Source organism: Mycobacteroides sp. CBMA 271, assembly GCF_009729205.1.
Taxonomy (GTDB): domain Bacteria; phylum Actinomycetota; class Actinomycetes; order Mycobacteriales; family Mycobacteriaceae; genus Mycobacterium.
The window spans coordinates 928756-955203 of the sequence record NZ_VTHB01000001.1 but is presented as its reverse complement, the minus strand read 5'-3'; the positions used below and the strand labels follow the sequence as shown (position 1 = coordinate 955203).

30 protein-coding genes are annotated in these 26448 nt (G+C 64.2%); 20 read left to right on the top strand and 10 right to left on the bottom strand.

Annotated features, from left to right (window positions below):
• The first annotated feature begins 48 nt into the window (after positions 1-48).
• Positions 49-1113 (top strand): SDR family oxidoreductase, encoded by a 1065-nt coding sequence (locus tag FZI91_RS04855; RefSeq protein WP_162526691.1) that lies wholly within the window; start codon positions 49-51, stop codon positions 1111-1113.
• A 21-nt stretch (positions 1114-1134) separates the two neighbouring features.
• Positions 1135-2199, top strand: a complete 1065-nt coding sequence (locus FZI91_RS04850; RefSeq protein WP_155937532.1) for a lysophospholipid acyltransferase family protein — start codon at positions 1135-1137, stop codon at positions 2197-2199.
• On the opposite strand, the gene FZI91_RS23640 is transcribed toward FZI91_RS04850, so the two are convergent.
• A complete protein-coding gene (locus tag FZI91_RS23640; protein ID WP_203448885.1) occupies positions 2196-2867 on the bottom strand; it encodes a TetR/AcrR family transcriptional regulator in 672 nt (223 codons plus the stop codon). The genes FZI91_RS04850 and FZI91_RS23640 overlap by 4 nt on opposite strands.
• 145 nt (positions 2868-3012) lie before the next feature.
• Between FZI91_RS23640 and FZI91_RS04840 the strand changes: the two genes are divergently transcribed.
• From FZI91_RS04840 to FZI91_RS04820, 5 genes are all read left to right on the top strand, one after another.
• Positions 3013-3570: a cupin domain-containing protein gene (locus tag FZI91_RS04840; protein WP_162526692.1), complete on the top strand. Its 558-nt coding sequence runs from the start codon at positions 3013-3015 to the stop codon at positions 3568-3570.
• A 35-nt stretch (positions 3571-3605) separates the two neighbouring features.
• The gene (locus tag FZI91_RS04835) at positions 3606-5219 is read left to right on the top strand and encodes an amidohydrolase (protein ID WP_203448886.1); all 1614 of its coding nucleotides are present in this window, start codon (positions 3606-3608) and stop codon (positions 5217-5219) included.
• A 51-nt stretch (positions 5220-5270) separates the two neighbouring features.
• On the top strand, positions 5271-6218 hold the full coding sequence (locus FZI91_RS04830) for a nitronate monooxygenase (RefSeq protein ID WP_309224212.1): 948 nt from the start codon (positions 5271-5273) through the stop codon (positions 6216-6218).
• 376 nt (positions 6219-6594) lie between these two features.
• On the top strand, positions 6595-7200 hold the full coding sequence (locus tag FZI91_RS04825) for a DUF4352 domain-containing protein (RefSeq protein ID WP_155937529.1): 606 nt from the start codon (positions 6595-6597) through the stop codon (positions 7198-7200).
• 75 nt (positions 7201-7275) lie between these two features.
• Complete coding sequence (locus tag FZI91_RS04820) at positions 7276-7500, top strand: hypothetical protein (protein ID WP_155937528.1); 225 nt, start codon at positions 7276-7278, stop codon at positions 7498-7500.
• Here FZI91_RS04820 and FZI91_RS04815 read toward each other — a convergent pair.
• Genes FZI91_RS04815 through FZI91_RS04805 form a run of 3 tightly spaced genes read right to left on the bottom strand, consistent with a single transcriptional unit; the run spans position 7497 to position 9582 of the window.
• Entirely contained in the window at positions 7497-7784 is a 288-nt protein-coding gene (locus tag FZI91_RS04815; RefSeq protein WP_155937527.1) for a hypothetical protein, read from the bottom strand. The genes FZI91_RS04820 and FZI91_RS04815 overlap by 4 nt on opposite strands.
• Entirely contained in the window at positions 7781-8134 is a 354-nt protein-coding gene (locus tag FZI91_RS04810; RefSeq protein ID WP_155937526.1) for a heme-binding protein, read from the bottom strand. The genes FZI91_RS04815 and FZI91_RS04810 overlap by 4 nt, the downstream gene beginning before the upstream one ends.
• Positions 8135-8148: 14 nt before the next feature.
• Entirely contained in the window at positions 8149-9582 is a 1434-nt protein-coding gene (locus FZI91_RS04805; protein WP_162526693.1) for a DUF1254 domain-containing protein, read from the bottom strand.
• Between the two features lie 109 nt (positions 9583-9691).
• Between FZI91_RS04805 and FZI91_RS04800 the strand changes: the two genes are divergently transcribed.
• Positions 9692-10696 (top strand): AraC family transcriptional regulator, encoded by a 1005-nt coding sequence (locus FZI91_RS04800; protein WP_155937525.1) that lies wholly within the window; start codon positions 9692-9694, stop codon positions 10694-10696.
• On the opposite strand, the gene FZI91_RS04795 is transcribed toward FZI91_RS04800, so the two are convergent.
• Entirely contained in the window at positions 10693-11160 is a 468-nt protein-coding gene (locus FZI91_RS04795; protein ID WP_155937524.1) for a MaoC family dehydratase N-terminal domain-containing protein, read from the bottom strand. The two genes, FZI91_RS04800 and FZI91_RS04795, sit on opposite strands and share 4 nt — an antisense overlap.
• 87 nt (positions 11161-11247) lie before the next feature.
• Positions 11248-12183, bottom strand: a complete 936-nt coding sequence (locus tag FZI91_RS04790) for an HAD family phosphatase (RefSeq protein ID WP_155937523.1) — start codon at positions 12181-12183, stop codon at positions 11248-11250.
• Positions 12184-12281: 98 nt separating this feature from the next.
• On the opposite strand from FZI91_RS04790, the gene FZI91_RS04785 reads away from it, so the two are divergent.
• The 6 genes from FZI91_RS04785 to FZI91_RS04760 all read left to right on the top strand — a co-directional run bounded on the left by FZI91_RS04785 (position 12282) and on the right by FZI91_RS04760 (position 19063).
• Positions 12282-12536 (top strand): glutaredoxin family protein, encoded by a 255-nt coding sequence (locus FZI91_RS04785; RefSeq protein WP_155937522.1) that lies wholly within the window; start codon positions 12282-12284, stop codon positions 12534-12536.
• Between the two features lie 191 nt (positions 12537-12727).
• Positions 12728-14083 carry a glutamyl-tRNA reductase gene (locus FZI91_RS04780; protein WP_162526694.1) on the top strand — a complete coding sequence of 452 codons (1356 nt, stop codon included), beginning with the start codon at positions 12728-12730 and terminating at the stop codon, positions 14081-14083.
• Between the two features lie 57 nt (positions 14084-14140).
• Positions 14141-15061: a hydroxymethylbilane synthase gene (gene hemC, locus FZI91_RS04775; protein ID WP_155937521.1), complete on the top strand. Its 921-nt coding sequence runs from the start codon at positions 14141-14143 to the stop codon at positions 15059-15061.
• 46 nt (positions 15062-15107) lie between these two features.
• Positions 15108-16772, top strand: a complete 1665-nt coding sequence (locus tag FZI91_RS04770; protein WP_162526695.1) for a uroporphyrinogen-III synthase — start codon at positions 15108-15110, stop codon at positions 16770-16772.
• 26 nt (positions 16773-16798) lie between these two features.
• Positions 16799-17782 (top strand): porphobilinogen synthase, encoded by a 984-nt coding sequence (hemB, locus tag FZI91_RS04765; protein WP_162526696.1) that lies wholly within the window; start codon positions 16799-16801, stop codon positions 17780-17782.
• A 63-nt stretch (positions 17783-17845) separates the two neighbouring features.
• On the top strand, positions 17846-19063 hold the full coding sequence (locus FZI91_RS04760) for a hypothetical protein (protein WP_155937520.1): 1218 nt from the start codon (positions 17846-17848) through the stop codon (positions 19061-19063).
• Here FZI91_RS04760 and FZI91_RS04755 read toward each other — a convergent pair.
• Genes FZI91_RS04755 through FZI91_RS04745 form a run of 3 tightly spaced genes read right to left on the bottom strand, consistent with a single transcriptional unit; the run spans position 19060 to position 20863 of the window.
• The gene (locus FZI91_RS04755; protein ID WP_155937519.1) at positions 19060-19620 is read right to left on the bottom strand and encodes a hypothetical protein; all 561 of its coding nucleotides are present in this window, start codon (positions 19618-19620) and stop codon (positions 19060-19062) included. The genes FZI91_RS04760 and FZI91_RS04755 overlap by 4 nt on opposite strands.
• Positions 19617-20192 (bottom strand): hypothetical protein, encoded by a 576-nt coding sequence (locus FZI91_RS04750; protein ID WP_155937518.1) that lies wholly within the window; start codon positions 20190-20192, stop codon positions 19617-19619. Before FZI91_RS04750 ends, FZI91_RS04755 begins: the two co-directional genes overlap by 4 nt.
• Complete coding sequence (locus FZI91_RS04745; protein WP_155937517.1) at positions 20189-20863, bottom strand: hypothetical protein; 675 nt, start codon at positions 20861-20863, stop codon at positions 20189-20191. Before FZI91_RS04745 ends, FZI91_RS04750 begins: the two co-directional genes overlap by 4 nt.
• A gap of 125 nt (positions 20864-20988) precedes the next feature.
• Here FZI91_RS04745 and FZI91_RS04740 point away from each other — a divergent pair, with 125 nt between their 5' ends.
• Genes FZI91_RS04740 through FZI91_RS04715 form a run of 6 tightly spaced genes read left to right on the top strand, consistent with a single transcriptional unit; the run spans position 20989 to position 25493 of the window.
• On the top strand, positions 20989-21465 hold the full coding sequence (locus FZI91_RS04740; RefSeq protein WP_155937846.1) for a hypothetical protein: 477 nt from the start codon (positions 20989-20991) through the stop codon (positions 21463-21465).
• Positions 21466-21485: 20 nt separating this feature from the next.
• The gene (locus tag FZI91_RS04735; RefSeq protein WP_155937516.1) at positions 21486-21923 is read left to right on the top strand and encodes a hypothetical protein; all 438 of its coding nucleotides are present in this window, start codon (positions 21486-21488) and stop codon (positions 21921-21923) included.
• Complete coding sequence (locus FZI91_RS04730) at positions 21916-22434, top strand: hypothetical protein (RefSeq protein ID WP_155937515.1); 519 nt, start codon at positions 21916-21918, stop codon at positions 22432-22434. Before FZI91_RS04735 ends, FZI91_RS04730 begins: the two co-directional genes overlap by 8 nt.
• A gap of 20 nt (positions 22435-22454) precedes the next feature.
• Positions 22455-22727, top strand: a complete 273-nt coding sequence (locus FZI91_RS04725; RefSeq protein WP_309224213.1) for a hypothetical protein — start codon at positions 22455-22457, stop codon at positions 22725-22727.
• Positions 22714-24858, top strand: coding sequence for a cation-translocating P-type ATPase (locus tag FZI91_RS04720; RefSeq protein ID WP_155937513.1), 2145 nt, complete (start codon positions 22714-22716; stop codon positions 24856-24858). The genes FZI91_RS04725 and FZI91_RS04720 overlap by 14 nt, the downstream gene beginning before the upstream one ends.
• Before the next feature lie 44 nt (positions 24859-24902).
• Positions 24903-25493 carry a hypothetical protein gene (locus tag FZI91_RS04715; RefSeq protein WP_162526697.1) on the top strand — a complete coding sequence of 197 codons (591 nt, stop codon included), beginning with the start codon at positions 24903-24905 and terminating at the stop codon, positions 25491-25493.
• Positions 25494-25572: 79 nt separating this feature from the next.
• Here the strand turns inward: FZI91_RS04715 and FZI91_RS04710 are convergent, their stop codons facing one another.
• Positions 25573-26352, bottom strand: coding sequence for a sulfite exporter TauE/SafE family protein (locus FZI91_RS04710; RefSeq protein ID WP_309224214.1), 780 nt, complete (start codon positions 26350-26352; stop codon positions 25573-25575).
• Positions 26353-26448: the final 96 nt, after the last annotated feature.

Genomic DNA, 26448 nt, shown 5'->3' with positions numbered 1-26448 from the left:
GTGTCCGCTCGGGATGCCCATTGGTGCCTTGATGGTTAGGCTTCGTCCGTGAGCACCGGTGAGACCAATCTGCACTACCCCAGGGTGGTGCTGGTCACCGGAGCCAGTCGATTCCTCGGGGGCTACCTGGCCGCGCGCCTGGTCCAGAATCCGATGATCAACCGCGTCATTGCGGTGGATGCTGTCGCGCCAAGCAAGGACCTGCTGCGCAGGATGGGTCGGGCCGAGTTCGTGCGGGCCGATATCCGCAACCCGTTCATCGCGAAGGTCATTCGCAACGGCGAGGTCGACACGGTGGTACACACCGCGTCGGCCTCGTACTCGCCGCGTTCCGGTGGGCGCGCTGCGCTTAAAGAACTGAACGTGATGGGCGCGATGCAGCTGTTCGCGGCCTGCCAGAAGGCACCCGCCGTACGGCGCCTCATCGTGAAGTCCACCTCACAGGTGTACGGATCCGGTGGTCGCGATCCGGTGATGTTCACCGAGGAGATGAGCGCACGACGCCCACCTGGCGACGGGTTCGCACGTGACAGCATCGACATCGAAAGTTATGCGCGCGGCCTGGGCCGTCGTCGCCCCGATCTTGCGGTGACGATCCTGCGTCTGGCCAATCTGATCGGTCCCGGTATGGATACCGCGCTGGCCCGATACCTGGCGGGTCCGTTGGTTCCCACCATGATCGGACGTGACGCCCGCCTGCAGCTGCTACATGAGCAGGACGCCCTCGGTGCGCTCGAGCGGGCCACCATGGCAGGGAAGTCGGGAACCTTCAACATCGCTGCTGATGGCGTGATGATGATGTCGCAGGCGGTCCGCCGCTCCGGTCAGCTCGGCATCCCAGTGCCTTCGTTTGCGGTATCGGCGATCGCGTCCGTCACCAAAGGCACCCGCTACACCGAACTGAGCACCGAACAGCGTGATTGGCTGGCATACGGGCGCGCTGTGGACAACACGCGGATGAAGACCGAGCTCGGGTATCAGCCCAAATGGACGACGGTCGGAGCTTTCGGAGATTACGTGCGAGGCCGCGGGATCACTCCAGTTATTGAGCCGGAGTGGGTACGCTCATTGGGAGATCGTGCGGTGGCTCTCGCGCAGAAGATCAGTTCGTAGCTAAGGGTGGAGGTGACAGGCATGGCCGGTGAGACCAAGGCGAAAGTTATTCAACTACAGGGTAACTCGGAACGCCATGCTGCACGTGCTCGCCGGGCCGAGGCGCGCGCCGACGCCGGACGACGCCACCCGTCATCGATGGGCAGCGGTGCGCCGGGCGTGGATACCGCCGCGGTGATCCACGACCTCAATGAGATCCGCGCGGCGCAGGGCAACGCGAACGTCGGCGATGATGAGTCGCTGACCGTACTCGCGGCCAACATTGCCGCCGTCGCTGAGTTCATCCGTAGGCGGGTGGGCGGCGACTACAGCGTCGACGATTTCGGCTTTGACGAGCACCTCAACGAATCGCTGCTATTACCTTTGCTGAGGCCATTGTTCAACCGATGGTTCAGAGTGGACGTGACCGGCGTGGAGAACATCCCGGCGACCGGCGGAGCACTGGTGGTGGCTAACCATGCGGGTGTGCTGCCGCTAGATGGGTTGATGCTCTCGGTGGCCGTGCACGACCGCTGCCCCGGCAACCGGACCCTGCGCAACCTGGCGGCCGATATGGTGTTCGACGCACCTTTCCTGGGTCAGTTAGCGCGAAAAGCCGGACATACGCTGGCCTGTGGCACCGATGCGCACCGGCTACTGTCGGCCGGCGAGCTCACCGCCGTGTTCCCCGAGGGATACAAGGGCCTGGGCAAGCCGTTCAAGGACCGCTACAAGCTGCAGCGCTTCGGTCGCGGTGGGTTCGTCTCGGCGGCCATCAAGACGGGTGCTCCGATCATCCCGTGCTCGATCGTTGGATCTGAAGAGATCTATCCGATGATTGCCGATCTGAAGGTGATCGCCCGGTTGTTCGGGTTGCCATACTTCCCGGTGACGCCCCTGTTCCCGGCTGCCGGACCGGTTGGGCTGGTGCCGCTGCCGTCCAAGTGGCATATCGAGTTCGGCACGCCCATCCCGACGCACGGGTACGACGACGCCGCCGCTGACGACCCGATGGTGACGTTCGAAGTCACCGATCAGGTGCGCGAGACGATTCAGCAGACGCTGTACCGGCTGCTTGCCGGCCGGCGCAACATGTTCTTCGGCTAGTTCCCGCCTTCGAGCCAGGTACCCGTTGTGGGCACTTGGACATCCCTGGGGGCCGACTTGTCTTTTGTCCGGTGGGGCTCCGAGGAGGCGCGCCTTGGGGAGTGCGCTGATGCTGATTGCGGAGGGCGCACGAGCGGCAGCACAACATCGTCGATGATTTGTTCAAGGTCGTGCATGTCTGTCGGCTGACTGACGGCAAACCGGTACATGAGTACCGCCGGTAGCAGCTCGCCGATCTGACGCCAGTTCTTTGGTATTTCAGTGATTTCACCGCGGTCGTGAGCTGCGGTGAGGGCCCCCAGGAATTCAGAATTCCTGGTCTCGGCGATCTCGTGCAGCACTGCGTCGGCAAGTTCCTGGTCTGTTCGCATTGCCCAGAGCACACCTGCGAGGACCGGGACGCTCATTCCGTCAGCGGCGCCTAGATGCGATGCGGCCAACGACAGCAGGTCTTCTCGCAATGACGCACTCGCGTGAGCTCTTTGGGGTGTGTCCCCGGTTATGGACGCCATCACCAGGGCTACCTTCGATGGCCATCGTCGGTAGATCGTGTTTTTCGAGCTGCCAATCCGTCGGCTGACGTCGTCCATGCTGAAGCCCGCATAGCCGACCGTGGTCAATAACTCCCGCGTGGCGTCGATAGCTGCCTGGTTCCGGCTGGGGTCCATCGGCCTTGCCATATCGCAGATTTCTCCTGTTCAAGGCCACCTGAGTTGAGTCGCCAAGTGGCCCATGTCACTAGCTAGTATGGCCCACAGGCGTTACGATACTGGATGGTATCGTAACGCCTGTGTCTGGAAGAAAGGAACCGCAATGAGCCTCGGCATTTATCCCAAACCAGATCTCTCGCGAACCGGGGAGGTGGTGACACGCCCGCACGAGGATGGTGTGATTGTCCGTCGCGCGGACGAGCGGGCACTGCCCGCGCTGGGGATGCCCGGCGGAGAAAACCACGACACGGTGCGATTGCTGTTGGATGGCAACGACACTAGGGGGGCGGCGGCGGTCGTTGAGTACACGATTTCCCCCCAGGGTGACGGCCCTGGGCTGCACTGGCATCGCACATATGACGAGTACTTCTATGTTGTGAGTGGGAAGCTCTCAATGCAGGCGGCCGGCCGTAGTGCCGTGTTCCAGCCCCGTGACTTCGTGTTCGTGCCTCGCGGTGTTATTCACGACTTCTGGAATGATTCTGCGGCGATTCCCTGCATTTTCGTGTCAGGCTGGACGCCTGCAGGCAGTGAAGGTGTGTGGAAGATCGACGACTTGCCTAGTGATGTGCGCAGTGATCCGGTCCGGATGCTTGCCGCGCTGGATTCCCTGATCGACATTGTTCCTGTCGAGGGGACGCGTATTCCGATCGCTGACTGACCGGCTCTGCATGACGAGAATCGAACGGAGTGATAGTGGATTCCATTGTCCGGCAGGCTGATCTCGTCGTTAGGGCAAAGGCTCTGTATCCCGACCCGGATCTACCGGAGGTGCGTCGGCAGGCGTTCGCGGTGACGGACGGCTATGTCGTTGCCACGGCAGACAGCGAGAGTGAGCTCGCAGATCTGGTCGGGCCCGCAACGCGCAGCGTCGACCTCTCTGACTCCTATGTACTTCCAGGATTTGACGACACGCATACACACCTCATGGCGGCGATCGAGAGCGTGGGTTCGGTGGAGCCATGCGATGTACGGTCTGTCGCGGAGCTGCTGGACCTGCTCGGCGGTCAGGTCACCAAGACGCCGACGGGGCAGTGGGTTGTTACTGGAAGTCATTGGCAGGAGCTCAATTTGGCAGAGCGCCGGCTGCCGACACGTGCCGAGCTGGACTCGGTGAGCGTCCTCGTGCCCATTTTGGTCAAACGTGGTGGCCACAATGCGGTGGCTAACAGTGCTGCGCTAGCGGCCGCTGGGGTGTGCGAGGACGTCGGCGATATGCCAGGTGGCCACTTTGGGCGCGATGTAGACGGTCGGCTAGACGGACGCCTTCTTGACAACGCGGTGTTTTCAGTGACCAAGGCGATGCCCGCGGTTACGGAATCCGAACGGATTGCGGCGATGGGAGTTGCCAGCCGTAGGTATGTGGCATCTGGCATCACGACAGTTCGGGATTGCTTTGTGCCGCTGTGGGATCTGGCGTTCCTCAAGGCGGCCCGCGACGCGGGGGCGTTGCATGTCCGCATGCGCGTGCTTGTCGGTATCGCCCCGATGTCCAGCGATTCCGAGCTGGCGCAGGTGCTTGCGGAGCTCGCCCCATGGCATTCGAATAATGATGCATACCTTCAGATTTGGGGTTTGAAGTTTGTCTTTGACGGTGGGCTGGAAGCGGGGGCCACCTGCGAGCACTACGCGGGCAGGGACGACTACTTCGGCTTCCTCACCTGGGATCCAACCCGGCTTGAACGGGCGATCGAACGAGTGCTGGCGGCAGGCTGGAGAGTTGGTGTGCACGCCTATGGCGACAGGGCGGTGGGAGAACTGCTCGACATCTTCGGCCGGGTACGCGCGCGGCATCCAGCGCTTCCCGTAGGCAGCCTCGTTATCGAACACGGCGGTCTGGCGACGGCCCAGCAGCGCCGCCGGGCTGCGTCACTCGGGGTTGCCGTCACCATCCAGCACCCACTTCTGCACGACGTCGCCCACGTGCAGGAAACGTACTGGGGTCTTGAACGCGTAGAAAGGCTTTTCCCCGTGCGGAGTTGGGTCGAAGCCGGTGTGACGGTCGCGGCGGGCTCGGATTACCCGGTTGGCATGTTCGGGGCTATGCACTCGGTATGGGGCCTGACAACGCGACAGACCATTGCCGGAGTGCGTGGCGAGAGCGAGGCGGTAGATCGACAAACTGCCGTCACGTTACATACCACCAGGGCCGCCCAGCTGCTGCGCGAGGAAGGGCTCCGGGGCCGGCTACTTCCTGGCTACGCAGCCGATTTCACCGTCTGGCCCGTCGACCCCTATCTCGTGCCGGCTCAGGAACTGAAGCATCTGGTTCCTGCCCAGACTTGGATAGGCGGCGTCCAACATCTCTAATCGCACGGCGTTTCAATTCCGTGCTGTTGATCCGGAGGGTTCTGCTCGCGAATCTGCTCTAATCGGCTGATGATCTCCAACCGGGTGACCGAACTGCTGGGCATCGAGCGGCCGATCGTGCAGGCCCCGATGGGCTGGATCGCGCGGGCACAACTGGCGAGCGCGGTGTGCAATGCCGGCGGGCTCGGCATCATCGAAACCAGCTCCGGCGAGCTCGACGCCATCAAGGGCGAGATCCGCGCCATGCGTGACCTCACCGACAAACCGTTCGGCGTGAACATCGCGCAGGCCTTCGTGCGAGACCCGGCCATTGCGCAATTCGTCGTCGATCAGGGCGTGACGTTCGTGACGACGAGCGCGGGGGACCCCAACAAGTACACACGCATCCTGAAAGACAACGGGCTCACAGTCTTTCACGTGGTCCCTACGCTGGCTGCCGCGCTCAAGGCCGTCGACGCCGGAGTCGATGGGCTGGTGGTGGAGGGCGTCGAGGGCGGTGGCTTCAAAGACCCGAAGGGTGCCTCCACCATGGTGCTGCTGCCCCTGGTGCGCTCACACGTCGACGTGCCCATCATCGCCGCCGGAGGCATCTGTGACGGTGCGTCGATGGCCGCCGCGTTCGCGCTCGGCGCCGAGGGTGTGCAGATGGGCACCCGGATGATGTCGGCCGCTGAGTCGCCCATCCATGGCAATTGGAAGGCGGCGGTGGTCGCGGCCCGCGAGACCGACACCGTGCTGCTCAACCGGCTGACCAAGCCGGGCCTGCGCGCGTTACGCAGCGAGCGCACCGAGGAGATGGAACGGCGAGATCTGGTGTCACTGCTGGAAACCGGGAATCCGTTGGACCTCTACTTCGGAGGCAACATGGACACCTTCGTACCTCTCGGCGGTCAGGTCGCCGGGCGCATTGGTGCGGTCGAGTCTGTGAAAGACATCCTCGACACCACCATGGACGAGTTCACCACCGTGATCGGCAAGCTTGCTGCCCAGTACGGCTGACCACAATTTCGGTGTAGAACGGGACGCTGAGCGCTCCTTGTGACCGGCCGCCCCGACCCATCGTGGCGGTGCGCTGCCCCGAACGCCGAGGGATATCCAGTGGCAAACAGGCCGCCCGCAGAGATGACCGCAGAGATGACCGCATCGTTCACCTGCCATCATAGTCGCTGGTCTCGGGTGCGGACCATCCGGGTCTCGGAAGTAGCAAAGGCAGGCAGACCTGACATCACGGACTATCGGTAGTTCCTCGCAAACAGCTGGTGATCGCCTGTAACGAATGTTCTGCAGTGCCGATAGGCTCTATTGATGTTAGCCTCTTGTCCATTGAGGGGGGCCTCAGCTGCGATACCGCTACCCCGAATTGAGGATCATTATTGTGACTCGACCTTTGCAGGAAGGTGAGAATGGTGTCGCCGATCCGCGCGGCGGCGCGGGCAATTTTCCTGCGGCGCCGATGATCTTCGGCGGTGTTATCGCGACCTGCATTGTGGTTGCCACGCTGGTGGGTATCGAAGACGGCAGGAACTTCAGTGGCTCTCGATCGACGCTAGTTCATGAAGTTGCTTCGGTGACACCCGATGGTGGCGTCCTTAGGCGCGAGGTGCGAGTCGGCCAGTTAGCCGTCGCCGTGACTGACGTCACGGCATCCCCGGTGACAGGCGATCCCGCACTGCCCCAAGCCGTGCAGGGCGGTCACGTTCTGGTCGGTGTGCGTGTCGTCAATGACGGCGATACTCCTCAGCGGTTCGAGCCTGCCATTCAGCAACTCGTTGCGGGCGATCAAACCTTCGGCGCGGACCAGACGGCCTCGCAGCCCTTGCTCGGCGCAGACTTGGGTCCCGGCGACAGCGTGGTGGCGTCCATAGCGTTCGATATCCCCGCCGGGGCTGAGCCTTCGGCGATCATCCTGCGCGACTCGTTGACGACCCCCGGCACTCAGGTGAGTGTGGCTGAAGTGGCCAATAGCGGCGTGGCGCAGTGATCAACCCAGGATCTGGTCGGGAAAAGCGACTCCAGGGCACTGGTCAGTGCCCTGGGCAAGAGTGAGAGGCGCTGTGTGACCGAGGATCTGAACCCTGAAGCAATCTGGAGGGCACTGCCCGACGAGCTCAAATCAGCACTGAGCCAGCGGGCTGTCGAACCCCTGAATGATGAGCTGCTGATCAAATGCCATCGCGCAGCCGAGGAGAACGACCTGCCGATCTTTTGGCGGCCCGACCCGGCCGCCGATTTTGGCCGGCACCGGCTGCACCCGGCGCTCGTCGAGTACATCACCCGCTAGGGGTTGCAGCCTCCAGCGCTCACCCAGCGGCCGTTGTAGTGCACGCACGCACTGACATTCGGCCCCGGAGGTGGTGGTGGAGGATCCTCCGGCATCGGGGCGTAGTACGCCGGGGGAGGCACGTACGGTTGCACCGCGTCGGCGATGTTGGCGCAGCCGCTGACCTGCACACGTCGTCCGGCTCCCACGCATACGTCGGCGTTGGCCGTGCCGGACGGCGCGATGACGATCAGCGCCGCCGGCCCGGCCAGCAACGCAATCGCCGTACCCACTAGGCGCTTCATGGCTGTACCTGCGGTGCGGCGGCGGGCAGCTGGCATCGGTCCCGCAGATCGACGAGCGGCTGCCGAATGCCGCGCAGCTCTGCTGCCGTGTCCGGGTTGGCCTCCATGTAGCCCTTCACTGCGGCTTGCACCTCTGGGTGCGGACGCCCCTGCAGGCCGGTGAAGAATTCGTTGACGTCCGGATGGGTGAACAGGTAGCTCGACGTGGACGCCGCGACGCCCGCCGAAACGCCGGCCAGGTCGGCCGCCGTGCAGTTGTCCGGGCGGTCCGGTTCGGCGTTCGCGACCGCAGCGGTGATGAGCGCCGCGGCGCCGAGAGCGGTGAACAGGCTTGTGGCAATCAGTTTCATATGGACTCCTCAGATCAGGGGACACGTTGAACGGCAGGCGGTTTCCAAGTGCCGTCAATGATCGACGGCGGCGTTTCCTTGGGCCAATACAGGCGAAGCATGAGGTTGAACTTCCCGGCCGGTGCGGGCAGCCAGTTCGCTTCCCTCTCGGGTCCCGGGTTCTCGCGCTGCAGATACAGATCCACCGAACCATCGGCGTTCGGAGTGAGCGTGTTGCGCTGGCTCAGCGTGTAGCGGTTGAGCGGGTTGTCCACGAAGAAGTAGCCCTCGTCGTACATCGTCAGCGACCAGAATCCCTCGGCGGGAGGCAGCTGATCCTTGGCGAAGTGCAGCGTGTACTTGTTCGCGCCGTCGTAGGGCTCACCGGTGCTGTCGACCTCTGAGGTGGGGTAGACGGCGTCTTGAGGCCGGTTGGCGCCCAGACCGATGGCGGCGATCGTCGCGCGCTGCAGGTACTCGGTGCCGTATTGGCCCGTCTTCGTGGTGAATACCCAGCCGTTGATGTTGTCGCCGGCATCCTTGAAATGGGCCATGATCTTGGCGAAGGCTTCCTTGGGCACCGACTGCAGCTCGCCGACGGTTCCGGCGCCGAGCTTGTCGAGGTCGAAGGGCTTGCCGGCCTCGATGCCGATCTTGGCCATCTTCTCCACCATGGGCTTATCGGCCTCGGCGGGTGGGTTGTCCCTCATCAGAGAGGCCAGCAGATCGAAGTACTCCTTGGTGCTCAGTTTGTTCACCTGATCGCGCACAGGGGTTTTCATATCGATGCTCGGGTCCACCTTGCCGGCCGGCGGGGTGTATGGCTTGCCGTACGAGCTCAGCGGCACCAGCGTGGTCTCGTCCTGCAACTTGTGGACAGCGGCATAGTCTTCCGGCGTGCCCGTGCAGTACGTGCGGCCGAGCAGCCACACGATGGATGTCGGCGACTTGTACTCCTTGACGCCTTGGGGCAGTGTGCCTTTCCAGCCGGGGCCGGTGATGGCATAAGTCTGCGGTCCGGTGCCCGTGGTGCGCTTGCCGGGAACTTCGAAGACATTGGACCACCCATCGAGCATCGGGAACAGGTAGTACCGGTCGTTGGCCTCGGGCAGGCTCAGCACCCACGGTTCCTTGGCGACGTCGATGAAGCCGTTGGTATAGAGGGTGTCGGCGTTCGGAGCCGTGATATCCCGGAACTGAGCGTTCGGATACTCCCGCATCCGCATGAGCTGTCCCATTGGCGCGCGCGGAGATTCAATCTTCTCGACGTTGGTCATGATGCGGCGGGTCATCTCCACCGTGACCAGCGAGTAGCCGTAGACATACGCATCCATGGCGATGCCCTTGGCGTCGGCGGGCGAAAGTTGCTCAGATTTGGGTTCTTTCGAGCATCCCGTGAGTCCAGCCGCCAACGCGGCAGTGCTCACGATGACCAGTAATCTGGTCCACTGCGTACACCAAATCTTCACGGGCCCACCCTTTCCTGTTGTGGCGATCCAGATCGCCGAACGTTGATCGTGCAGCACTTCCGACCTGCTTGTCTTGACATTGGACGACAATTATTTGACAGTTTGGGACATGTCGGTGATCAGAGGCTCGGCGCTGACCAATTACCACCAACTGGTGGCCGAGCTCGGCGGCGATGGCAGCAAACTGCTTGCCGGGGCCCGGGTTTCGCCCGCCGACGCCGGATCCTATGAGCGTTTCATCTCCTTGCCGAATGGGGCACGCGCGCTGGAGGACACCGCCGTGGCCTTGAAGGCGCCCGACTTCGGACGGCAATTGGCTCGGCGGCAGGGTATCGAGATTCTGGGGCCCGTCGGGTTGGCGGCACGCACCGCGGCGACCGTGTCCGATGCCTTCGCCATCCTCGAAAAGTTCATGGCCGCATACTGTCCCGCCATCAACGCCCGGATCACCGGTCATCCCGATCCTGCACTGTGCCGGTTTGAGTTCGAGTATCTACTCAACCCGGCGCCGCCGCAGGCACAGGCGGTCGAGCTGTCCTTGGGTGTCACACTGCGGGTGTTGCACCATTTCCTCGGCAGCAATTATCGGCCCGTATCTGTTCACCTGCCGCACCAAGCCCTCACCGCGGCATCGGGATACCAGCGGTACTTCGGCTGCCAGTCGTACTTCTGTGAGCCCGTCGGCGGGTTCACCCTGCGCGCTGCCGACATGCAGAGATCGCTGCCCAAAGACCTTCTCGTGCACCAGACCGCCATCGACTACTTGACGGGCACCCTCGCCAACCGCAAACCGGATTCCAGTCAGATGGCCCGGATCCTCATCCGGCAGCTGCTGCCCACCGGGGCGATCGGATTGGAAGACATCGCATTACATCTCGGTGTGCATCCGAAGGCGCTGCAGCGACGACTTTCCGCCGAGGACACCACCTTCGCCGAGCTCGTGGACGAGACCCGCCGTGAGGCCGCCGAGCGGCTGCTCTCCGATACCGATCTGAGTCTGGGGCATGTGAGCCGGCAGCTTGGCTACGCCGAGCAGAGTGTGTTCACCCGATCCTGCAAGCGCTGGTTCGGAACCACTCCCAGCGCCTTCCGTTTTAGCCGAAGGCGCATCTAGCCCTTGCGATGAGAGGCGATATTGGCGGCCATGGAGGCCGTGTCGGTTTCGTGCCCCTCCGCCTCGCCGATCATGGTGACGATGCTCGTCGCGACCGGCTCGCCGCTGGCGTCGGTGACTTCGGCGCGCACCTCGGCGGTCACCATGCCGTGCGACTCCAGCACGCTGTCCAAGTAGCTGTCGAAATACAGTTTGTCGCCGACCCGGACCGGGCGATGGAACTTGAGCTTCTGGTCGCGGTGCAGCACCCGCGCCACGTTGATGGGCAGATCCATCTCGGTGAAGATCTTGTGTTGCACGCGCCGGCCCGCGACCGCCAGAAAGGTGACGGGGGCAACGACGCCGGAGTTCACCTCGCACTCGTCCTTGATGGCCGAGGCGAATTCACGCATCTTCTCGCGGCCGACCTCGAAGTAATCGGGGTAGCGGTAGTGAGTTCCGATGATGTCTTGGCGGATAGCCATGGATTAACTCATTTCGCAGCAAGGTCAGTGAAGAATCGAGGCAGTTCGAGCGGCGCTGAGCCTATCAGCAGCGGTAATGCGTGACGGTCACTTCTCTCGACGGGCCAGCGCGGCCGCCAATGCTCCGCCCGCGGCGCCGAGCAGTACCGCTGACGGAACACCGACGCGGGCCGCCTTGCGGGCGGTGCGGAAGTCGCGGACCTCCCACCCGCGGCGCCGTGCCACATCCCGTAGCTCCGCGTCGGGATTGATGGCCACTGCGGTACCGACGAGCGAGAGCATCGGCACATCGTTGACGCTGTCGCTGTACGCGGTGCAGCGTTTGAGGTTCAGGCCGTTACGGATGGCCAGGTTGCGTACCGCGCGCGCCTTGCCTGGCCCGTGCAAGATGTCGCCGACGAGCCGTCCGGTGAACACCCCATCCACTGATTCGGCGACCGTGCCCAGCGCGCCGGTGAGCCCTAGCCGCCGCGCGATGGTGTCCGCAAGCTCCTTGGGCGTCGCGGTCACCAGCCACACCTGTTGTCCCGCATCGAGGTGCATCTGCGTCAGCGCGCGGGTTCCCGGCCAGATCTTCTCGGCGATCGTCTCGTCGTAGATCTCCTCGCTGAGCGAGACCAATTCGTCGACGCTGCGGCCTTCGATGAACGACAGCGCCTTCTGGCGACCGGCTGCGACATCGTCGGAGTTCTCGCGACCCGTCAACCGGAACTTCGCCTGCGCCCAGACGAACTGAAGCATGTCCGAGTACTGGAAGTAATCGCGCTGCGCCAGGCCGCGGCCGAAATGGACCAGCGAAGACCCGTGTACCAACGTGTTATCGACGTCGAAGAACGCCGCCGCCGTGAGATCTGCCGGCGGGGGACCGGGTGCCTCCTCGACTTCCGCTGCCGCGTCGGCCTCGGCGAAGGACGCGGCCCGTGCTACATCCTCGGCCAGCTCCTGCGCCGCAGCGTCGACGAGCGGCTGCTCGTCCGGGGAGCCTTCGGCAGGGGGTTCGCCGTTGATCTGGGGGCTGGTCATGCCTGGCTTACCCGCCCTTCCTGTGCGCCGTTTCCGAATGCGGTTCAACCCTACTGAGCGGCGCGGGCTGCGCGGGGACCTGGTGGCAGAATTGGCATATGACGTCGCTAACGCTGCTGACCCGGATGGGCTGCTCGGCGTGCGAACAGGCGCACCGCGAGCTGCGGGCCCTCGCCGACGAGTTCGATGTCCCGCTCACGGTGACCGATGTGGACGAGGCGGCGGTCACCGATTCTTCGCTGCGGGCAGAGTTCGGCGACCGTCTGCCCGTGGTGCTGCTGGACGGTCACGAGCACAGCTATTGGGAAGTCGATGAACCGCGGCTTCGGGCCGACCTGAAACGGGACAAATAACAGGCTGTTTGGATTTTGCCCACTGGCTATTTACGGGCTACCGTTCTAGAAGTTCGACCCTCACCAAAGCAAGGGAGCTGGCCGGTGATGAGCCGCGTGCGCGAAGAACAGACGGCACTGATGAGCCGCTTGCGCGAAGAGCCTCACGCTGGGGATGTAGCCTGTCCGCGCTGTTTTCGGAGTGACCTGCGGTGAGTGTGCTGCTGTTCGGAGCCTCGCACCGTAGCGCCCCCGTGCCGGTGCTGGAGAAATTGGCGATCGGCGAGTCCGACCAGCCCAAGATCATCGAACAGATTCTGCAATCCCCCCTCGTTTCCGAGGTCATGGTGCTCTCGACGTGCAACCGCATCGAGGTATATGCCGTGGTCGAGGCCTTTCACGGCGGTCTGACAGTCATCGGTGAGGCCATCGCCCAGCACGCCGCGTTGAATATGAACGAGCTCACCAAGTACGCCTACGTCCGGTACAGCGAGGCCGCCGTCGAGCACCTCTTCGCGGTGGCAAGCGGCCTGGACTCCATGGTCATCGGCGAGCAGCAGGTGCTGGGCCAGGTGCGCAACGCCTACGCCACCGCCGAAGCGCATCAGGCGGTGGGCCGGGTGCTGCACGAGCTGTCGCAGAGTGCGCTGCGTGTGGGCAAGCGGGTGCATTCGGAGACCGGCATTGATGCGGCGGGCGCCTCGGTGGTGTCGGTGGCGCTGGATCTGGCCGCTCGCAAGCTCGACGGCCTGCCCGGACGCACCGCCGCCGTTGTCGGCGCCGGCGCGATGGGATCCTTGGCCACCGCACAACTGATCCGTGCCGGTATCGACAACTTGTGGATCGTCAACCGCAGCGCCGAGCGTGCGCAGCGGCTCGCCGCGACCGCTCGCGAGGCCGGTATCAACGCGCACGCCATCACGCTGGACAACATGGACGAGGCGCTGGCACAGGCCGATGTGGTGGTGTCGTGCACCGGCGCGGTGCGCCCGGTGATCTCGCTGGCCGACGTGCACCGAGCGCTGGGCGGCGGACGTCAACTGGTGTTCTGCGACCTGGGCATGCCGCGCGACGTCGATCCGACGGTGGCCGGGCTGCCCGGTGTGGTCGTGGTGGACATGGAGCGCATCCAGCGTGAGCCCACCGCGCGTGCGGCCGCCAACGATGCGGGTGCGGCCCGCCAGATCGTCAACGACGAGGTCGCTCGGTATCTGACCGGTGAGCGGATGGCCGAGGTCACCCCGACGGTGACGGCGTTGCGTCAGCGGGCCGCCGAGGTGGTGGAGGCCGAGCTGCTGCGCCTGGACGGGCGCCTGCCGAGCTTGGCCGGTACCGAACGCGACGAGGTCGCCAAGACGGTTCGCCGTGTCGTCGACAAGCTTTTGCACGCCCCCACGGTGCGGGTGAAGCAGCTGGCTTCGGCACCCGGCGGGGACAGTTACGCCGAGGCGCTGCGGGAGCTCTTCGAGCTCGACCCGCACGCCGTGGAGGCAGTGGCCACTGCGGGTGAATTACCGCTGGCTGCACCGGAATTGGCCAAAAACACACGCGAACAGAGCCGTGGTTGATCGTCATTACCCATCTGGCTCGTTGATTCCGACTGTCTTCGCCCGAGAGGCTCATCCATGATCCGAATTGGTACCCGCGGCAGTCTGTTAGCGACGACTCAGGCCGGGGTAATCCGGGATGCGCTGCGCGCGAATGGGCACGAAGCCGAGCTGGTGATCGTGACGACGGCGGGGGACCAGTCTGCGGCACCCGTCGAGCAAATCGGTGTGGGGGTGTTCACGGCCGCTCTTCGGGAGGCTATGGCCGATGACGTCGTCGATGTTGCCGTGCATTCCTACAAGGATTTGCCGACGGCCGCCGATCCGCGGTTCGTCATCCCCGCCATTCCGCCTCGTGAGGACTATCGGGACGCCCTCGTGGCCCGTGACGGATTGGTGTTGGGGGAGTTGCCCGCGGGATCCGTCATCGGTACCTCGTCGCCGCGACGGGCCGCGCAGCTTAGAGCACTGGGTCTCGGTTTGGAAATTCGCCCCCTAAGAGGCAACCTGGATACCAGGTTGAGCAGGGTCTCTAACGGTGATCTTGATGCTGTGGTAGTCGCTCGAGCGGGTTTGGCCCGTATCGGACGTCTGGACCGCATCACCGAGTCACTGGAGCCGGTGCAGATGTTGCCCGCACCGGCTCAAGGAGCGCTGGCGGTGGAGTGCCGCAGTGAGGCCACCGATCTGGTGGCTGTGCTGGCGGAACTCGATCACACCGACTCGCGCGCCGCGGTGACTGCCGAAAGGGCGCTGCTTGCCGAGCTGGAGGCGGGGTGTACCGCACCGGTCGGCGCGATCGCTGAGGTGGTCGAGTCGATTGATGAGGATGGCCGCGTCTTCGACGAACTGTCGCTGCGCGGGTGTGCGGCGGCGCTGGACGGATCTGACGTGATTCGGGCCTCCGGGATTGGCACCCCTGAGCGGGCCGCAGAGCTAGGGCTCGCGGTTGCGAGGGAGCTGCTTGATCTCGGTGCGCGAGCACTGATGGGCCGTTGATAGGCACGGCATAGCGCGACGTAACGTCGTTGATTGGGAGGCAGTAGTGACCCGAGGGCGCAAGAAGCCAGGGCGCATCCTGTTCGTTGGTTCCGGACCCGGAGATCCTGGTCTGTTGACGGTTCGAGCGCGCGCGGTGCTGACCGGTGCCACGGTGGTGTTCACCGATCCCGACGTGCCGCAGGCGGTGCTCGATCTCGTCGGCTCCGCGTTGGACATCGCAGACCTGCCTTCCGCCGGGTCTCCGCCCGTCAAACCCGCGGTGGGTAGCGATGACGCTTCCACTTCGGGTGACACTGAGGCCGCCGCCGAGCCGGTACTCACCATCGACATTCGTCCCGCACTGGGCGATCCCGCCGATGTCGCCAAGACTTTGGTTGCCGAGGCCAAGAACGGCGTGGATGTCGTGCGGCTGGTCGCCGGTGACCCGCTGTCGATCGATTCGGTGCTCGCTGAGGTCACCGCGGTAACCCGCACCCAGGTGGCCTTCGAGATCCTGCCCGGGCTGTCGTCGAGCACCGCGGTGCCCGCCTACGCCGGTCTGCCGCCGGGATCAGCGCACACCGTCGCCGACGTACGTGGTGACGTGGACTGGGCGGCGCTGGCTGCCGCTCCCGGCCCCCTGATCCTGCACGCAACCCCCACGCATGTGCCCGACGCCGCCAAGGCCCTTCTTGAGCACGGGCTCTCCGATCAGACTCTGGTCGCGGTGACGGCGCAGGGCACCACCTGCGCGCAGCGCACGGTGGAGACCACGCTGGCCACGCTGATCGACGGTGTTCCGGTGGACGCCAACGACCCACATGGACCGATGACCGGTGCTTTGGTGCTGACGATCGGCCGCGTGGTGAGTGGCCGCAGCAAGCTCAATTGGTGGGAGAGCCGCGCACTGTACGGCTGGACCGTGTTGGTGCCACGCACCAAGGACCAGGCCGGCGAGATGAGCGACAAGCTCATCGGGTACGGAGCCCTGCCTGTGGAGGTGCCCACCATCGCCGTGGAGCCCCCGCGCAGCCCCGCCCAAATGGAAAGGGCCGTCAAGGGTTTGGTCGACGGTCGCTACCAGTGGGTGGTCTTCACCTCCACCAACGCGGTGCGTGCGGTGTGGGAGAAGTTCGGCGAGTTCGGTCTGGATGCTCGCGCGTTCTCCGGTGTGAAGATCGCGTGCGTGGGCCAGGCGACCGCCGACAAGGTGCGCGCCTTCGGTATTAACCCCGAGCTCGTCCCCGAGGGCGAGCAGTCCTCGCTGGGTCTGCTCGACGAGTTTCCGCCCCATGACGACGTTTTCGATCCGGTGAACCGGGTGCTGCTGCCCCGGGCCGATATCGCCACCGAAACCCTCGCCGAGGGCCTGCGTGAGCGCGGCTGGGAAATCGATGACGTGACGGCTTACCGCACCGTGCGGGCGGCCCCGCCAGCGGCACAGACGCGCGAGATGATCAAGACCGGTGGCTTCGATGCCGTGTGCTTCACCTCGAGCTCGACCGTCCGCAACCTGGTGGGTATCGCCGGGAAGCCGCACGCCCGCACCATCGTGGCGTGCATCGGACCCAAAACCGCCGAGACCGCAATCGAATTCGGCCTGCGGGTGGATGTGCAGCCGGAGACCGCTGCCGTCGGTCCGCTGGTCGAGGCGCTTGCTGAGCACGCAGCCCGGTTGCGTACCGAGGGTGCGCTGCCGCCCCCGCGTAAGAAGAGCCGCAGAAGGTAAGCGGAGACATAACGGAGGCCGTTGCCGTGTCTTTTCCGAACCAGCGTCCGCGTCGGCTGAGGGCCACCCCGGCGATCCGCCGGTTGGTGGCCGAAACAACGTTGGCACCACGGCAATTGGTGTTGCCTATGTTCGTGGCCGACGGCGTGACGGAATCGCGCCCGATCGCGTCCATGCCGGGCGTGGTGCAGCACAGCCTGGAATCACTACGGATCGCTGCTCATGACGCCGTGAAGGCCGGCGTCGGCGGGCTCATGCTGTTCGGTGTTCCGCAGGGGAAGGACAAGGACGCCACCGGCAGTGCCGGACTGGCGCCCGATGGCATCCTCAACCGGGCGCTGTCGATTTTGGCGGGTGATCTCGGTGACTCGACGGTGCTGATGGCGGACACCTGCCTGGACGAGTTCACCGATCACGGACACTGCGGCATCGTCGACGCAACGGGCCGGGTCATCAACGATGCGACGCTCAAGCAGTACGTGGATATGGCAGTGGTGCAGGCCAATTCGGGCGCGCACGTGGTCGCTCCCAGCGGCATGATGGACGGTCAGGTTGCCGCCATTCGTCACGGTTTGGACGCCGCCGGGCACACCGACGTCATCATCTTGGCCTATGCCGCCAAGTACGCCTCGGCGTTCTATGGGCCGTTCCGGGAGGCCGTGGGTTCCTCGCTGCGGGGAGACCGGCGGACCTATCAACAGGACGTGGCCAACGGGCGCGAAGCGCTGCGCGAGGCCGAGCTCGATGTCGACGAGGGCGCCGACATTCTCATGGTGAAGCCGGCGATGGCCTACCTCGATGTGCTGCGGCAGGTGGCCGATGTGTCGCCGGTACCCGTCGCGGCGTATCAGGTGTCGGGAGAGTACTCGATGATCTGTGCTGCCGCGCAGAACAACTGGATCGACCTGCAGGCCATGGCGCTGGAAACATTGACCTCGATCCGGCGCGCGGGCGCCGATATCGTGCTGACCTATTGGGCGGCCGATGTCGCGGGCTGGCTCGCCGACTAGAGGTGTAGTACCGAGTTTGCCGTGCTGCGTGTCCCATCGCCGAGCAGGCCTTAGGATCGCGTCATGCTGGGGGTGTTGCGGACCGTGGCCGCGCGTGCGTGGGCGGTGCTGCCGCAGCTGATTGCGCTGTATTTGGTTGGTCACTTTGTCGGCGGCTTGTTCATGCGTCTCGCGGTCAAGGTGACCACCATCCATCCGCTGTTGTCCGCCTTTGTGCTGCCGTTGGCATTGTTAGCTCAACTTGGCGCCCTCATCGGGATGCTGTTGGTGATGCGTCCCGCGATCGAGAACTGGCCGCCACAAACGCCGGATGCACCGGCTAGCAGGCGTCAACAGGTCACCAGCTCAATGACGTCCGCGGTGCTGCCCTTTATTGCGTTCTACACAGGCTGGAAGTACGTGGTCAACGATTACGACGACTTCCAGTTCGAGGCATACAACGCCACGGTTTTCCGGGACAATAGTGGCTACCTCATCCAGGTCACGATGCTGACTCTGATCGTCGTTGCGATCGTGCTGTTTCTTCGCCTGGGGCTCAAGCGATTTCGTGACCGGCTGCCTCGTTGGGTGGTTCTGATCGAGTTCTATTTCGAAGCCGCATGGATTTATCTGCTCATCGGCAACTGGTTGAACAACCTGAATGTCAAGAATTGGTTGGAGCACCGACAGGTCGTCGTCTGGGTGATGCAGGAACGTCAGGAGTTGATGTCGCATATCCCCGGGGCCGAGACGGTGTGGTCGGCGGCCGCTTGGCTGGTGGGGCAGGTGGTCGCGGTGTCCGTGGTCCCGTTGGGCTGGCTTGCGATGGCCGGTGTGGTGTACGCACTCGTCCCCTCCACGAACTGGGCGGATGCCCGTCGGGCGGTGCTTGGTGGGCGCAGGGGAGAGGCGGCGGCGGAATGGCTGGGGCAGAAGCGCAGTACACCGCTGTTCGCGTGGCCATTTGAGGCGCAGGTTAACGCGCTGCGCGATGCCGTATACGTGATCACGCACGTCGGTCCGGTGCCGCTAGCCCTGTACATCTGTAGCTACACCGGTGTGGTGTGGCTGCTTGGGAACCGGGGTGAGGTGCCAGGGAGGCCGGGCTGGCTGGTCCGGCAGATTTTCGAGCTGGTGGGACCGCACAGCATCGATTGGTGGATGGCGGTTTCTCCCGCTATTGGCGCTATCGCCGACTTGGTGCTGTGGATCCTGCGGACCTGTCTGATTGTGTGGGTTTACGCGTTGTTCGTACAGGGAATCCGCAACCGCGAATCTGTAGCCGCGACCACGAAGGCCTAGCGCGGCAACACGAATCGTACGACCGTGGGTTTCTGCTCGGTGGCATCTTTGAAACTGAATGCGATCTCCACGGCGTCCGGGTTTGTTCCCTTAGGGACGAGAAAACCCAGTTGAAAAGTCTCCGGCTCGTCACAGCGAGTGGTGGTGTCGGCTGGACCTTTGGAGATGTTGACATTTGTCCCGCCAACGCCATACCCCATTATTCGGTATCCCCAACGGATTTCGCCGGCTACCAGGGTTGCCTCGCAGTGCGTACCGATCGTAGGAGCCCCCGCGGGCTCACGGCCGAACAGGATTCTGAAGGTCTCATAGCCATCGGGAAGCGGTCCGGGGCTGAATGCGGATCGACTCTCCTTCTCTCGCAGCACTTTCTGCACCGACCAGGTCGTTCCCCTGAGTTCCGTCGAATGGCCGTACTGGACCGTGATGTCAGGATCTGGGGAGCGGGTCTTTGCGTACTCGTTGAACCGCGGCACAAAGCCAATGAAGTAGTACAGCGGAACTATGATCCCGATCACCGCGAGAGCGAGGGTGTTGCGACGCAACCAGCTCGTCATCCGGCGATTCCTCGTTTGAGGGTGATAGATGGAAGCCGTTCAACTTTCGTGAGATCGACGGCGAACACCAGTCGGGAGTCCAGCCGGGGATCTTTGTCGCCCACGACTCGGAGATAGCCCACGGATTGCGTCAGCGAGCCCGGTATCTCAAAGGTGATGCGTCCCTTCGAGGGGAATCCTGGGGTCAATTGCTCGATGCTAGGTGGGAACCCGACGTACTGAGATCCGAAAGTCTTGTCGCCGATGTGGAAGTCGCTGAACCCGAATCCATTTGCGACGACGCTCGCGACGGTCACCTCGAATACGACGAATGTCGCATCGTTGTGTGCGCGGAAGTCGTCGGGCTTGTCATCACCCCAATCGGCATGGATAAGTGGGGTAAGTCGTACGCGGTCGACAGATGCGGTGACGTTCCGGCCTACTAGCGGCTGCTCCACGCTGCCATGAATATCGATGGGCGCGTGAGCATTTTGATCGTCGACTTGGTGATTGCGCAAGAAGATGGCGATAGCCATGAGGACCGTCGCGGTGATCCAGACAATGGCGCGGCGTAGCAGTGGCCTGCGTTTCACCGGCTGTCCTCGATGGTCAGGCGGTAGATGCCGTGCTTATCGGAGGCTGCCCACTCGTACCCTTCCTGCGGCGCGGTCTTCGGGACATACTCAAAATCGTTGACCTGAACCGTCAGGGCGGTACCTACCCGCAGCTTGTCGGCGGCACCGGTGATGACGAATGCCATCCGGTTGGTTAAGTCAGGCTGGACAAGTTCGGTGGCTGCCGGGTAGTCGATCCGGATGCCACCAAGGTTGGATAGCTTGTCGGGCTTAAGCCCCGCCTGTACGAGTGCGGGCCCTGAACCGTCGACTCCCGATTTTGCCGGGACATCCGCGGCCTCTGCACTGACGTTCTCGACGTCGGCCTCGATGACGAGGTACACCTGGCCCGCGGGCGGCGGGGTGCGCCCGGGTGCGTTGGCGCCGATATTGTTACCCCATCCCAATAACTCCCGTCTGGCGGACAACACGGTCACGTGGAATTGGTTTCCCTTGAAGGTTTGGCCGGCACTGAGTTCGACGTATTTGGCTTTCGGATTCGTTGTGCGGAGCCCGCCGAAAATGGCAGAAACGGCCAGCGCGACGATCAGCAGCGCCCACCAGATGTGTTTCGGTTCAACCCAGCTGCGCCAGTCGCGCAGCTTGTGCGTCAGCCTGCCCCCGGCGCCGGTGATGATCGGCGTCCCCATAGCACGCAATCGTAGCTGGCAGTGAGGCTGAAACCGGCTACCACGAGGAATTCTGGCACTACATCTGTAGCCGCCTGCGTTGCCCTGAGCACTGCTTCGTCGCCCTCCACTACCGTGGTCGGGTGATGTATCCCGATCCGCACCATTCCGGCGGATTGGCTGGACAACCCCCGAGCGATCCGGCCAAGCCGCGACCCATCGATATCGACACCGGCTGCTGGCTGTGGCTGGCCGCGCTTCCGCTGATGATCGTGAGCTATATGGCCGCGAACGTCGGGCAATGGGAAGTGGACCCCGAGGTGCGCAAGGCCGCCCCGCTGTGGTCGGTGTACGCCTTCAACGGGTTCATCGTCGTTGTGGTGGGTTCCCTCGTCGCCACTGCGATCTTCCTGATGCGCGCGGGCTATCGGCTGGCGCGGACCTTTCTGACCGGTGGAGCGGTGGGATCGGTGGTGTTCACCGCAACACGGATGTTCGGCCTGGAGGGGGTGCCGGCGATCGTGCAGGCGCTCTCGGGGATCACTGCGGCTGTCCTGATCTGTGGTGGGTTGTTCCTGCTGCATCGAGAGGACTCCACCGCGTACCTGACGAGGCAGCGCTAGCACCCCGATACGCTGCCCGAATGACACCCGATCAACCTCGCCCGCGCATCGTCGACGTGGCGTTCTGGTTCTGGGTGGTTTCGGCGGCCTTGCTTTTCCTCAACGGGTTGGCAGGTGTCAGTCAGCGCTTCGCCGAGCTGCGTGCCCATGCCAAGCCCGAGGTGACCGATGAGCAGGTGCGAAACCTCATCGCCTTCGCTCGGGCGTGGGGGGTGCTGTGCATTCTGTTGGCGATCGGCATCGCGTTTCTTGCCGGGCGGACGCGACAGGGGGACAAGCGTTTTCGCCGAGCGTTGATCGCGCTTTCGGTGGTCTCAGTGCTCGGCGCCATCGCGATGGCCAGTTCCGGGTCGGTAGGCCCGGTGCTGCTTATCGCCGCGCTGTCCCTGATCGTGGCCAATGTGCTGATCATCAGGCCTACCGCGCAGGACTGGTTCGATGGGAATGAACATGTCTGAGGCATCGACCGCCGAGGAAAGGCTTTTCTACGAGCCGGGCAGTCGGTGGCGCTGGCTGCTGCTGGGCCCGCTGGCGGGGTTGATCATCTTTGGTCTGCAGATTTGGGGCAAGGCGGGGATCAACTTCTTCATGCCTGTCGTCGTCGCGGCGGTGGTGGCCTTCTTCATTGCTCTGCAGATCTACGCCGCGCGGGTCCACGCGAGTGTGGAGCTGACCCCCACCGAGCTTCGTCAGGGCACCGAGACCGTCTCCGTCAGCCACATTAAGTGGCTGTATCCCGACGCCGACCGGCATGTCTGGGAGGAAGCTCGTCCGCTCGGCGAACTGACGGGTGTGCCGAAGGGACGCAAACCGGTCGGTCTGCGGCTGGCCGGGGGGCGTCGTGCGCAGGCCTGGGCCAAGAAGCATGAAGAGCTACGTGCGGCGCTCACCACGTTGGTGCCCGCGCCGCCGGCCGGCATGGATCTGGGCGACGATCCGGAAATCGATATCGAAAGTGAGAAGTGGTGAAGTTTGGAACGCGGGTAGTGGTGGATCTCGCCATCGCGGCGGTGGCGATTGCGCTGGCCTGCTGGGCGGCGGTGGCCGCCCGCATACCCACCGAGGTGGCGCCCGTGGCGAAGGGCGAGCCGACGCTGTACTTCACCGCCTTGGACGGCGCCTGCGTGGCCCGAGCGCTCGCACTCACCGCTGTCGCCGGAATATTCCTGGTCATGGCGATATCTCGGGGTGTTCGTGATCACCGGACAGCCGCTTGCATTGGTACCCCCCAGGGGTATGATTACGGTCATGGAGACCACTGATCTGCAGCTGCACGGGATGACATGCGCCTCGTGCGCCTCCCGTGTGGAAAAGGGGCTGAACAAGATCACGGGTGTGACCGCGCGCGTGAACCTGGCGCTGGAAAGCGCCCGCGTCGAGCACGACGGTTCGATCTCCGACGCGGATCTGGTCAAGGCCGTCGAATCGGTGGGCTACCAAGCCAAGGTGACCGGGGGCTCACAGCACAGTGAGCGTGAGCATGCCGGGCATGATTCGCACGATCACATGAACCACGATGTGCCCGACGATCAGCTGAAGCGTCGGCTCATCGGTTCGCTGATCCTGGCCATCCCGGTGGTTGCCATCTCGATGGTGATGCCCTGGCATTTCCTGGGCTGGGAGATCGTGGTCGCGGCGCTGACGACGCCGATCCTGGTGTGGGGTGGCTATCCCTTCCACCGCGCCGCATTCGTCAACGCCCGCCATGGCGCCTCGACGATGGACACCCTGGTATCGCTGGGCACCATCTCCGCGTACCTCTGGTCGCTGTGGGTGTTGTTCGCCAGCGCGGGGCACACCCACGGCGACGTGCACGTCTACTTCGAGGTCGTCGCGGCGGTGACCGTCTTCCTGCTGGCGGGCCGGTTCGCGGAGTCCCGCGCCAAGCGTTCGGCGGGTTCGGCGTTGCGCGCGCTGCTGTCCTTGGGTGCCAAGGATGTCGCGGTGCTGCGCGGCGGGAACGAGGCACGTATCCCCGTCGACCAACTGGCCGTAGGTGACGAATTCGTCGTGCGGCCAGGGGAGCGGATCGCCACCGACGGTGTGGTGAGCGACGGGCACTCGGCGTTGGACACGTCGACGATGACGGGTGAGTCGGTCCCGGTAGAGGTTGGCGCGGGCGATCCGGTTGTCGGCGGCTACGTCAACACCCACGGACGGATCGTGGTGCGCGCCACCAAGGTTGGCGCCGATACCCAGCTGTCACGGATGGCGCAGCTGGTGTCGGACGCGCAGACCGGCAAGGCACAGGTGCAGCGGCTTGCCGATCGGGTCTCGTCGGTGTTCGTGCCCGTCGTGCTGGGGATCGCGGCCCTAACGTTTGTGGCCTGGGTTGCGTTGGGCTTCCCGCTCGCATCGGCGTTCACCGCGGCGGTGGCCGTGCTGATCATCGCGTGCCCGTGTGCGCTCGGATTGGCCACCCCCACAGCGATTCTGGTGGGCACCGGGCGCGGTGCGCAGCTCGGCGTGCTGATCAAGGGCCCCGAGGTGCTCGAGAACGTCAAGAACATCGACACCGTCGTGCTGGACAAGACGGGCACAGTGACCACCGGGGTCATGAGTGTCGTCGCGGTGCGGCGCAGCATCGGGTCCGGTGTCTCCGACGCCGAGGAGATCCTGCGCATCGCGGCCTCGGTGGAATCGGCCTCCGAGCATCCGGTCGCCAGGGCGATCGTGGCGGCGGCACAGACGTCCAAGCTGCCGTTGTCTCCCGTCACCAATTTCCGCAACGAGCCGGGTATCGGCGTCGTGGGTGTTGTTGACGGTCACGAGATTTCGATCGAGGCCATCCCCGGCCAGAACACCACCGCGGCGGTCAGCTGGGGCGGATTGCGCCGCGGCGAGATCGAGGTGGCCGACACGGTCAAGCCGTCGAGTCGGCAGGCCATCGACGAGCTGAAGGCGATGGGGATCACCCCGGTGCTGCTGACGGGTGATAACGCCGAGGTGGCCGCGCGCGTGGCCGAGGAGGTGGGCATTGCCGCCGGTGATGTGATTGCCGGAGTCAAGCCCGCCGAGAAGGCCGATGTCGTCAGACGTCTGCAGGCCGAGGGCAAGAAGGTCGCCATGGTGGGCGACGGCGTCAACGACTCCGCCGCGCTGGCCACCGCCGATATCGGGATGGCCATGGGCACCGGCACCGATGCCGCGATCGAGGCCAGCGACCTGACCTTGGTGCGTGGCGAGCTCACCACCGTGCCGACGGCACTGCGGTTGTCGCGCAAGACACTTGGCACTATCAAGGCCAACCTGTTCTGGGCGTTCGCCTACAACACCGCCGCCATTCCACTCGCTGCGCTGGGTTTGCTCAACCCGATGATCGCGGGGGCGGCGATGGCCGTCTCGTCGGTCTTCGTGGTACTGAACAGCTTGCGGCTGCGAACCTTCCGCTAGGTTCCTTACCGAATGCTGTGAAGGATCAATGGGAGGAACCGTAGGTGTTTACGCGTGTGGTCGCGCTGGGTGCGGCGTTGAGTTTGGTTCTCGTGGGATGTTCCGATGTTCGCCGGAAGGCAACGGAGGCACTGGACTCCGCTGCGTCGCAGGTTGCTGGGCAGTCGGGGACGCAGAACGACATCAGCAAGTGGAACGCTGAGACCATCGGTAAGGCGTTCACCGCGGTCAACGAGAAGGTCGGCGCCAACCCGGCCGACTATGTGAGCGTTCTCGTCTCGGGCTACTCCATTGCGGTCAAGGCTATTGACCCGAAGAAACGTGAGAACGTCGACGAGTACCGCTACAACGGCGCGCAGGTGCAGACCGCTCCGGTGGACGTCAGCAGTAACGAGCCGGGCGTAATCGAGCAGAGCGCGTTCGTGAGCGACACGGTCGATCCGGCGGTGCTTGCCGCGGTATTGGGTTCGGCGGTAAAGGATTCGGGCGTCGAGGAGGGCAAGATCGTGAGCCTGTCGTATTCCAAGACCTGGGCCAACGATGCAGAGCCCGTCATACGCGTCTTCGTCGAGAGTGCGCGCGCCAAGAAGAACTTGCGATACACCCAGGCTGGGGTCTTCCAAGACGCCACGTAACTGCCTGCCTGAGCGTCGACACGCCGTGCTGTGGTGGATTCGTGTCGCACATGGCCGCCATAAGGCGGCGTGTCGACGGTCAGAAAAGTAGGCGCCACAAGCCGATCAGGCCCACGGCCACAATCACCACGCGCAGGGCGCTGGGGGAGAGTTTGCGGCCCCAGCGCGCGCCCGCCAGCCCACCCACGAACGAGCCCGCCGCAATGATCCCCGCCGCGGTCCAGCTCACCCGGTCAAAGGCGACGATCGTGTAGGCAAGAGCGGCAACGATGTTCGTGACCATGGCAAGCACGTTCTTGGCGGCGTTCATCCGTTGCATGGACTCAGGAAGCAGCGCACCCATCACCGCGATCTGCATGATCCCTTGGGCAGCAGTGAAATACCCGCCGTAGATTCCGACCAGGAAGTTGCCGCCCGTCAGCGCGGCCATCCGGCCAGGAGGGACATGCTCGGGGTCCAGCCCCTGCGCCTCCGAGCGTCGCCGCGCCCAGGCTTGGATGCGCGGGCCGACCACCACCAGCACAAGGGCCAGGATGAGCAGCACCGGCACGATGGTGACGAATGTTTTCTCGGGAAGATGCAGCAGCAGGAACGATCCGATGAGCGCGCCGATCAGCACCGCGGGTATCTGCCACATGAGCCGATTCCACTGGCCGGATAGTTCGCGGCGATACCCCCACACGCCGGTCATGCTGCCGACCGTCAGCCCGACCGCGTTCGACATCGTCGCGACAACGGGTGGAAAGCCGAACGCGATGAGGGTGGGGAAGGTGATCAGGGTGCCCGACCCGGCGACGACGTTGATGGCGCCGGCCCCGAACGCGGCAAGCGCGACGAAAATCATCTCCTGCACCGGCACCCGTGCCAGCCTACGACCGTTAGCCAGTCGAACCAATTGCGTCGCCCAGTGAAACCCGCCACAGGTGTGAATTTCCTCTTCGCGCAGGCGACTCAT

Coding starts and splice junctions, on each gene's coding strand:
- FZI91_RS04850 (WP_155937532.1), top strand. CDS start 1,135: ATGGCCGGTGAGACCAAGGCGAAAGTTATTCAACTACAGGGTAACTCG.
- FZI91_RS23640 (WP_203448885.1), bottom strand. CDS start 2,867: ATGGACCCCAGCCGGAACCAGGCAGCTATCGACGCCACGCGGGAGTTA.
- FZI91_RS04840 (WP_162526692.1), top strand. CDS start 3,013: ATGAGCCTCGGCATTTATCCCAAACCAGATCTCTCGCGAACCGGGGAG.
- FZI91_RS04815 (WP_155937527.1), bottom strand. CDS start 7,784: ATGAAGCGCCTAGTGGGTACGGCGATTGCGTTGCTGGCCGGGCCGGCG.
- FZI91_RS04810 (WP_155937526.1), bottom strand. CDS start 8,134: ATGAAACTGATTGCCACAAGCCTGTTCACCGCTCTCGGCGCCGCGGCG.
- FZI91_RS04800 (WP_155937525.1), top strand. CDS start 9,692: ATGTCGGTGATCAGAGGCTCGGCGCTGACCAATTACCACCAACTGGTG.
- FZI91_RS04795 (WP_155937524.1), bottom strand. CDS start 11,160: ATGGCTATCCGCCAAGACATCATCGGAACTCACTACCGCTACCCCGAT.
- FZI91_RS04790 (WP_155937523.1), bottom strand. CDS start 12,183: ATGACCAGCCCCCAGATCAACGGCGAACCCCCTGCCGAAGGCTCCCCG.
- FZI91_RS04785 (WP_155937522.1), top strand. CDS start 12,282: ATGACGTCGCTAACGCTGCTGACCCGGATGGGCTGCTCGGCGTGCGAA.
- hemC (WP_155937521.1), top strand. CDS start 14,141: ATGATCCGAATTGGTACCCGCGGCAGTCTGTTAGCGACGACTCAGGCC.
- FZI91_RS04760 (WP_155937520.1), top strand. CDS start 17,846: ATGCTGGGGGTGTTGCGGACCGTGGCCGCGCGTGCGTGGGCGGTGCTG.
- FZI91_RS04755 (WP_155937519.1), bottom strand. CDS start 19,620: ATGACGAGCTGGTTGCGTCGCAACACCCTCGCTCTCGCGGTGATCGGG.
- FZI91_RS04745 (WP_155937517.1), bottom strand. CDS start 20,863: ATGGGGACGCCGATCATCACCGGCGCCGGGGGCAGGCTGACGCACAAG.
- FZI91_RS04740 (WP_155937846.1), top strand. CDS start 20,989: ATGTATCCCGATCCGCACCATTCCGGCGGATTGGCTGGACAACCCCCG.
- FZI91_RS04735 (WP_155937516.1), top strand. CDS start 21,486: ATGACACCCGATCAACCTCGCCCGCGCATCGTCGACGTGGCGTTCTGG.
- FZI91_RS04730 (WP_155937515.1), top strand. CDS start 21,916: ATGTCTGAGGCATCGACCGCCGAGGAAAGGCTTTTCTACGAGCCGGGC.
- FZI91_RS04720 (WP_155937513.1), top strand. CDS start 22,714: ATGGAGACCACTGATCTGCAGCTGCACGGGATGACATGCGCCTCGTGC.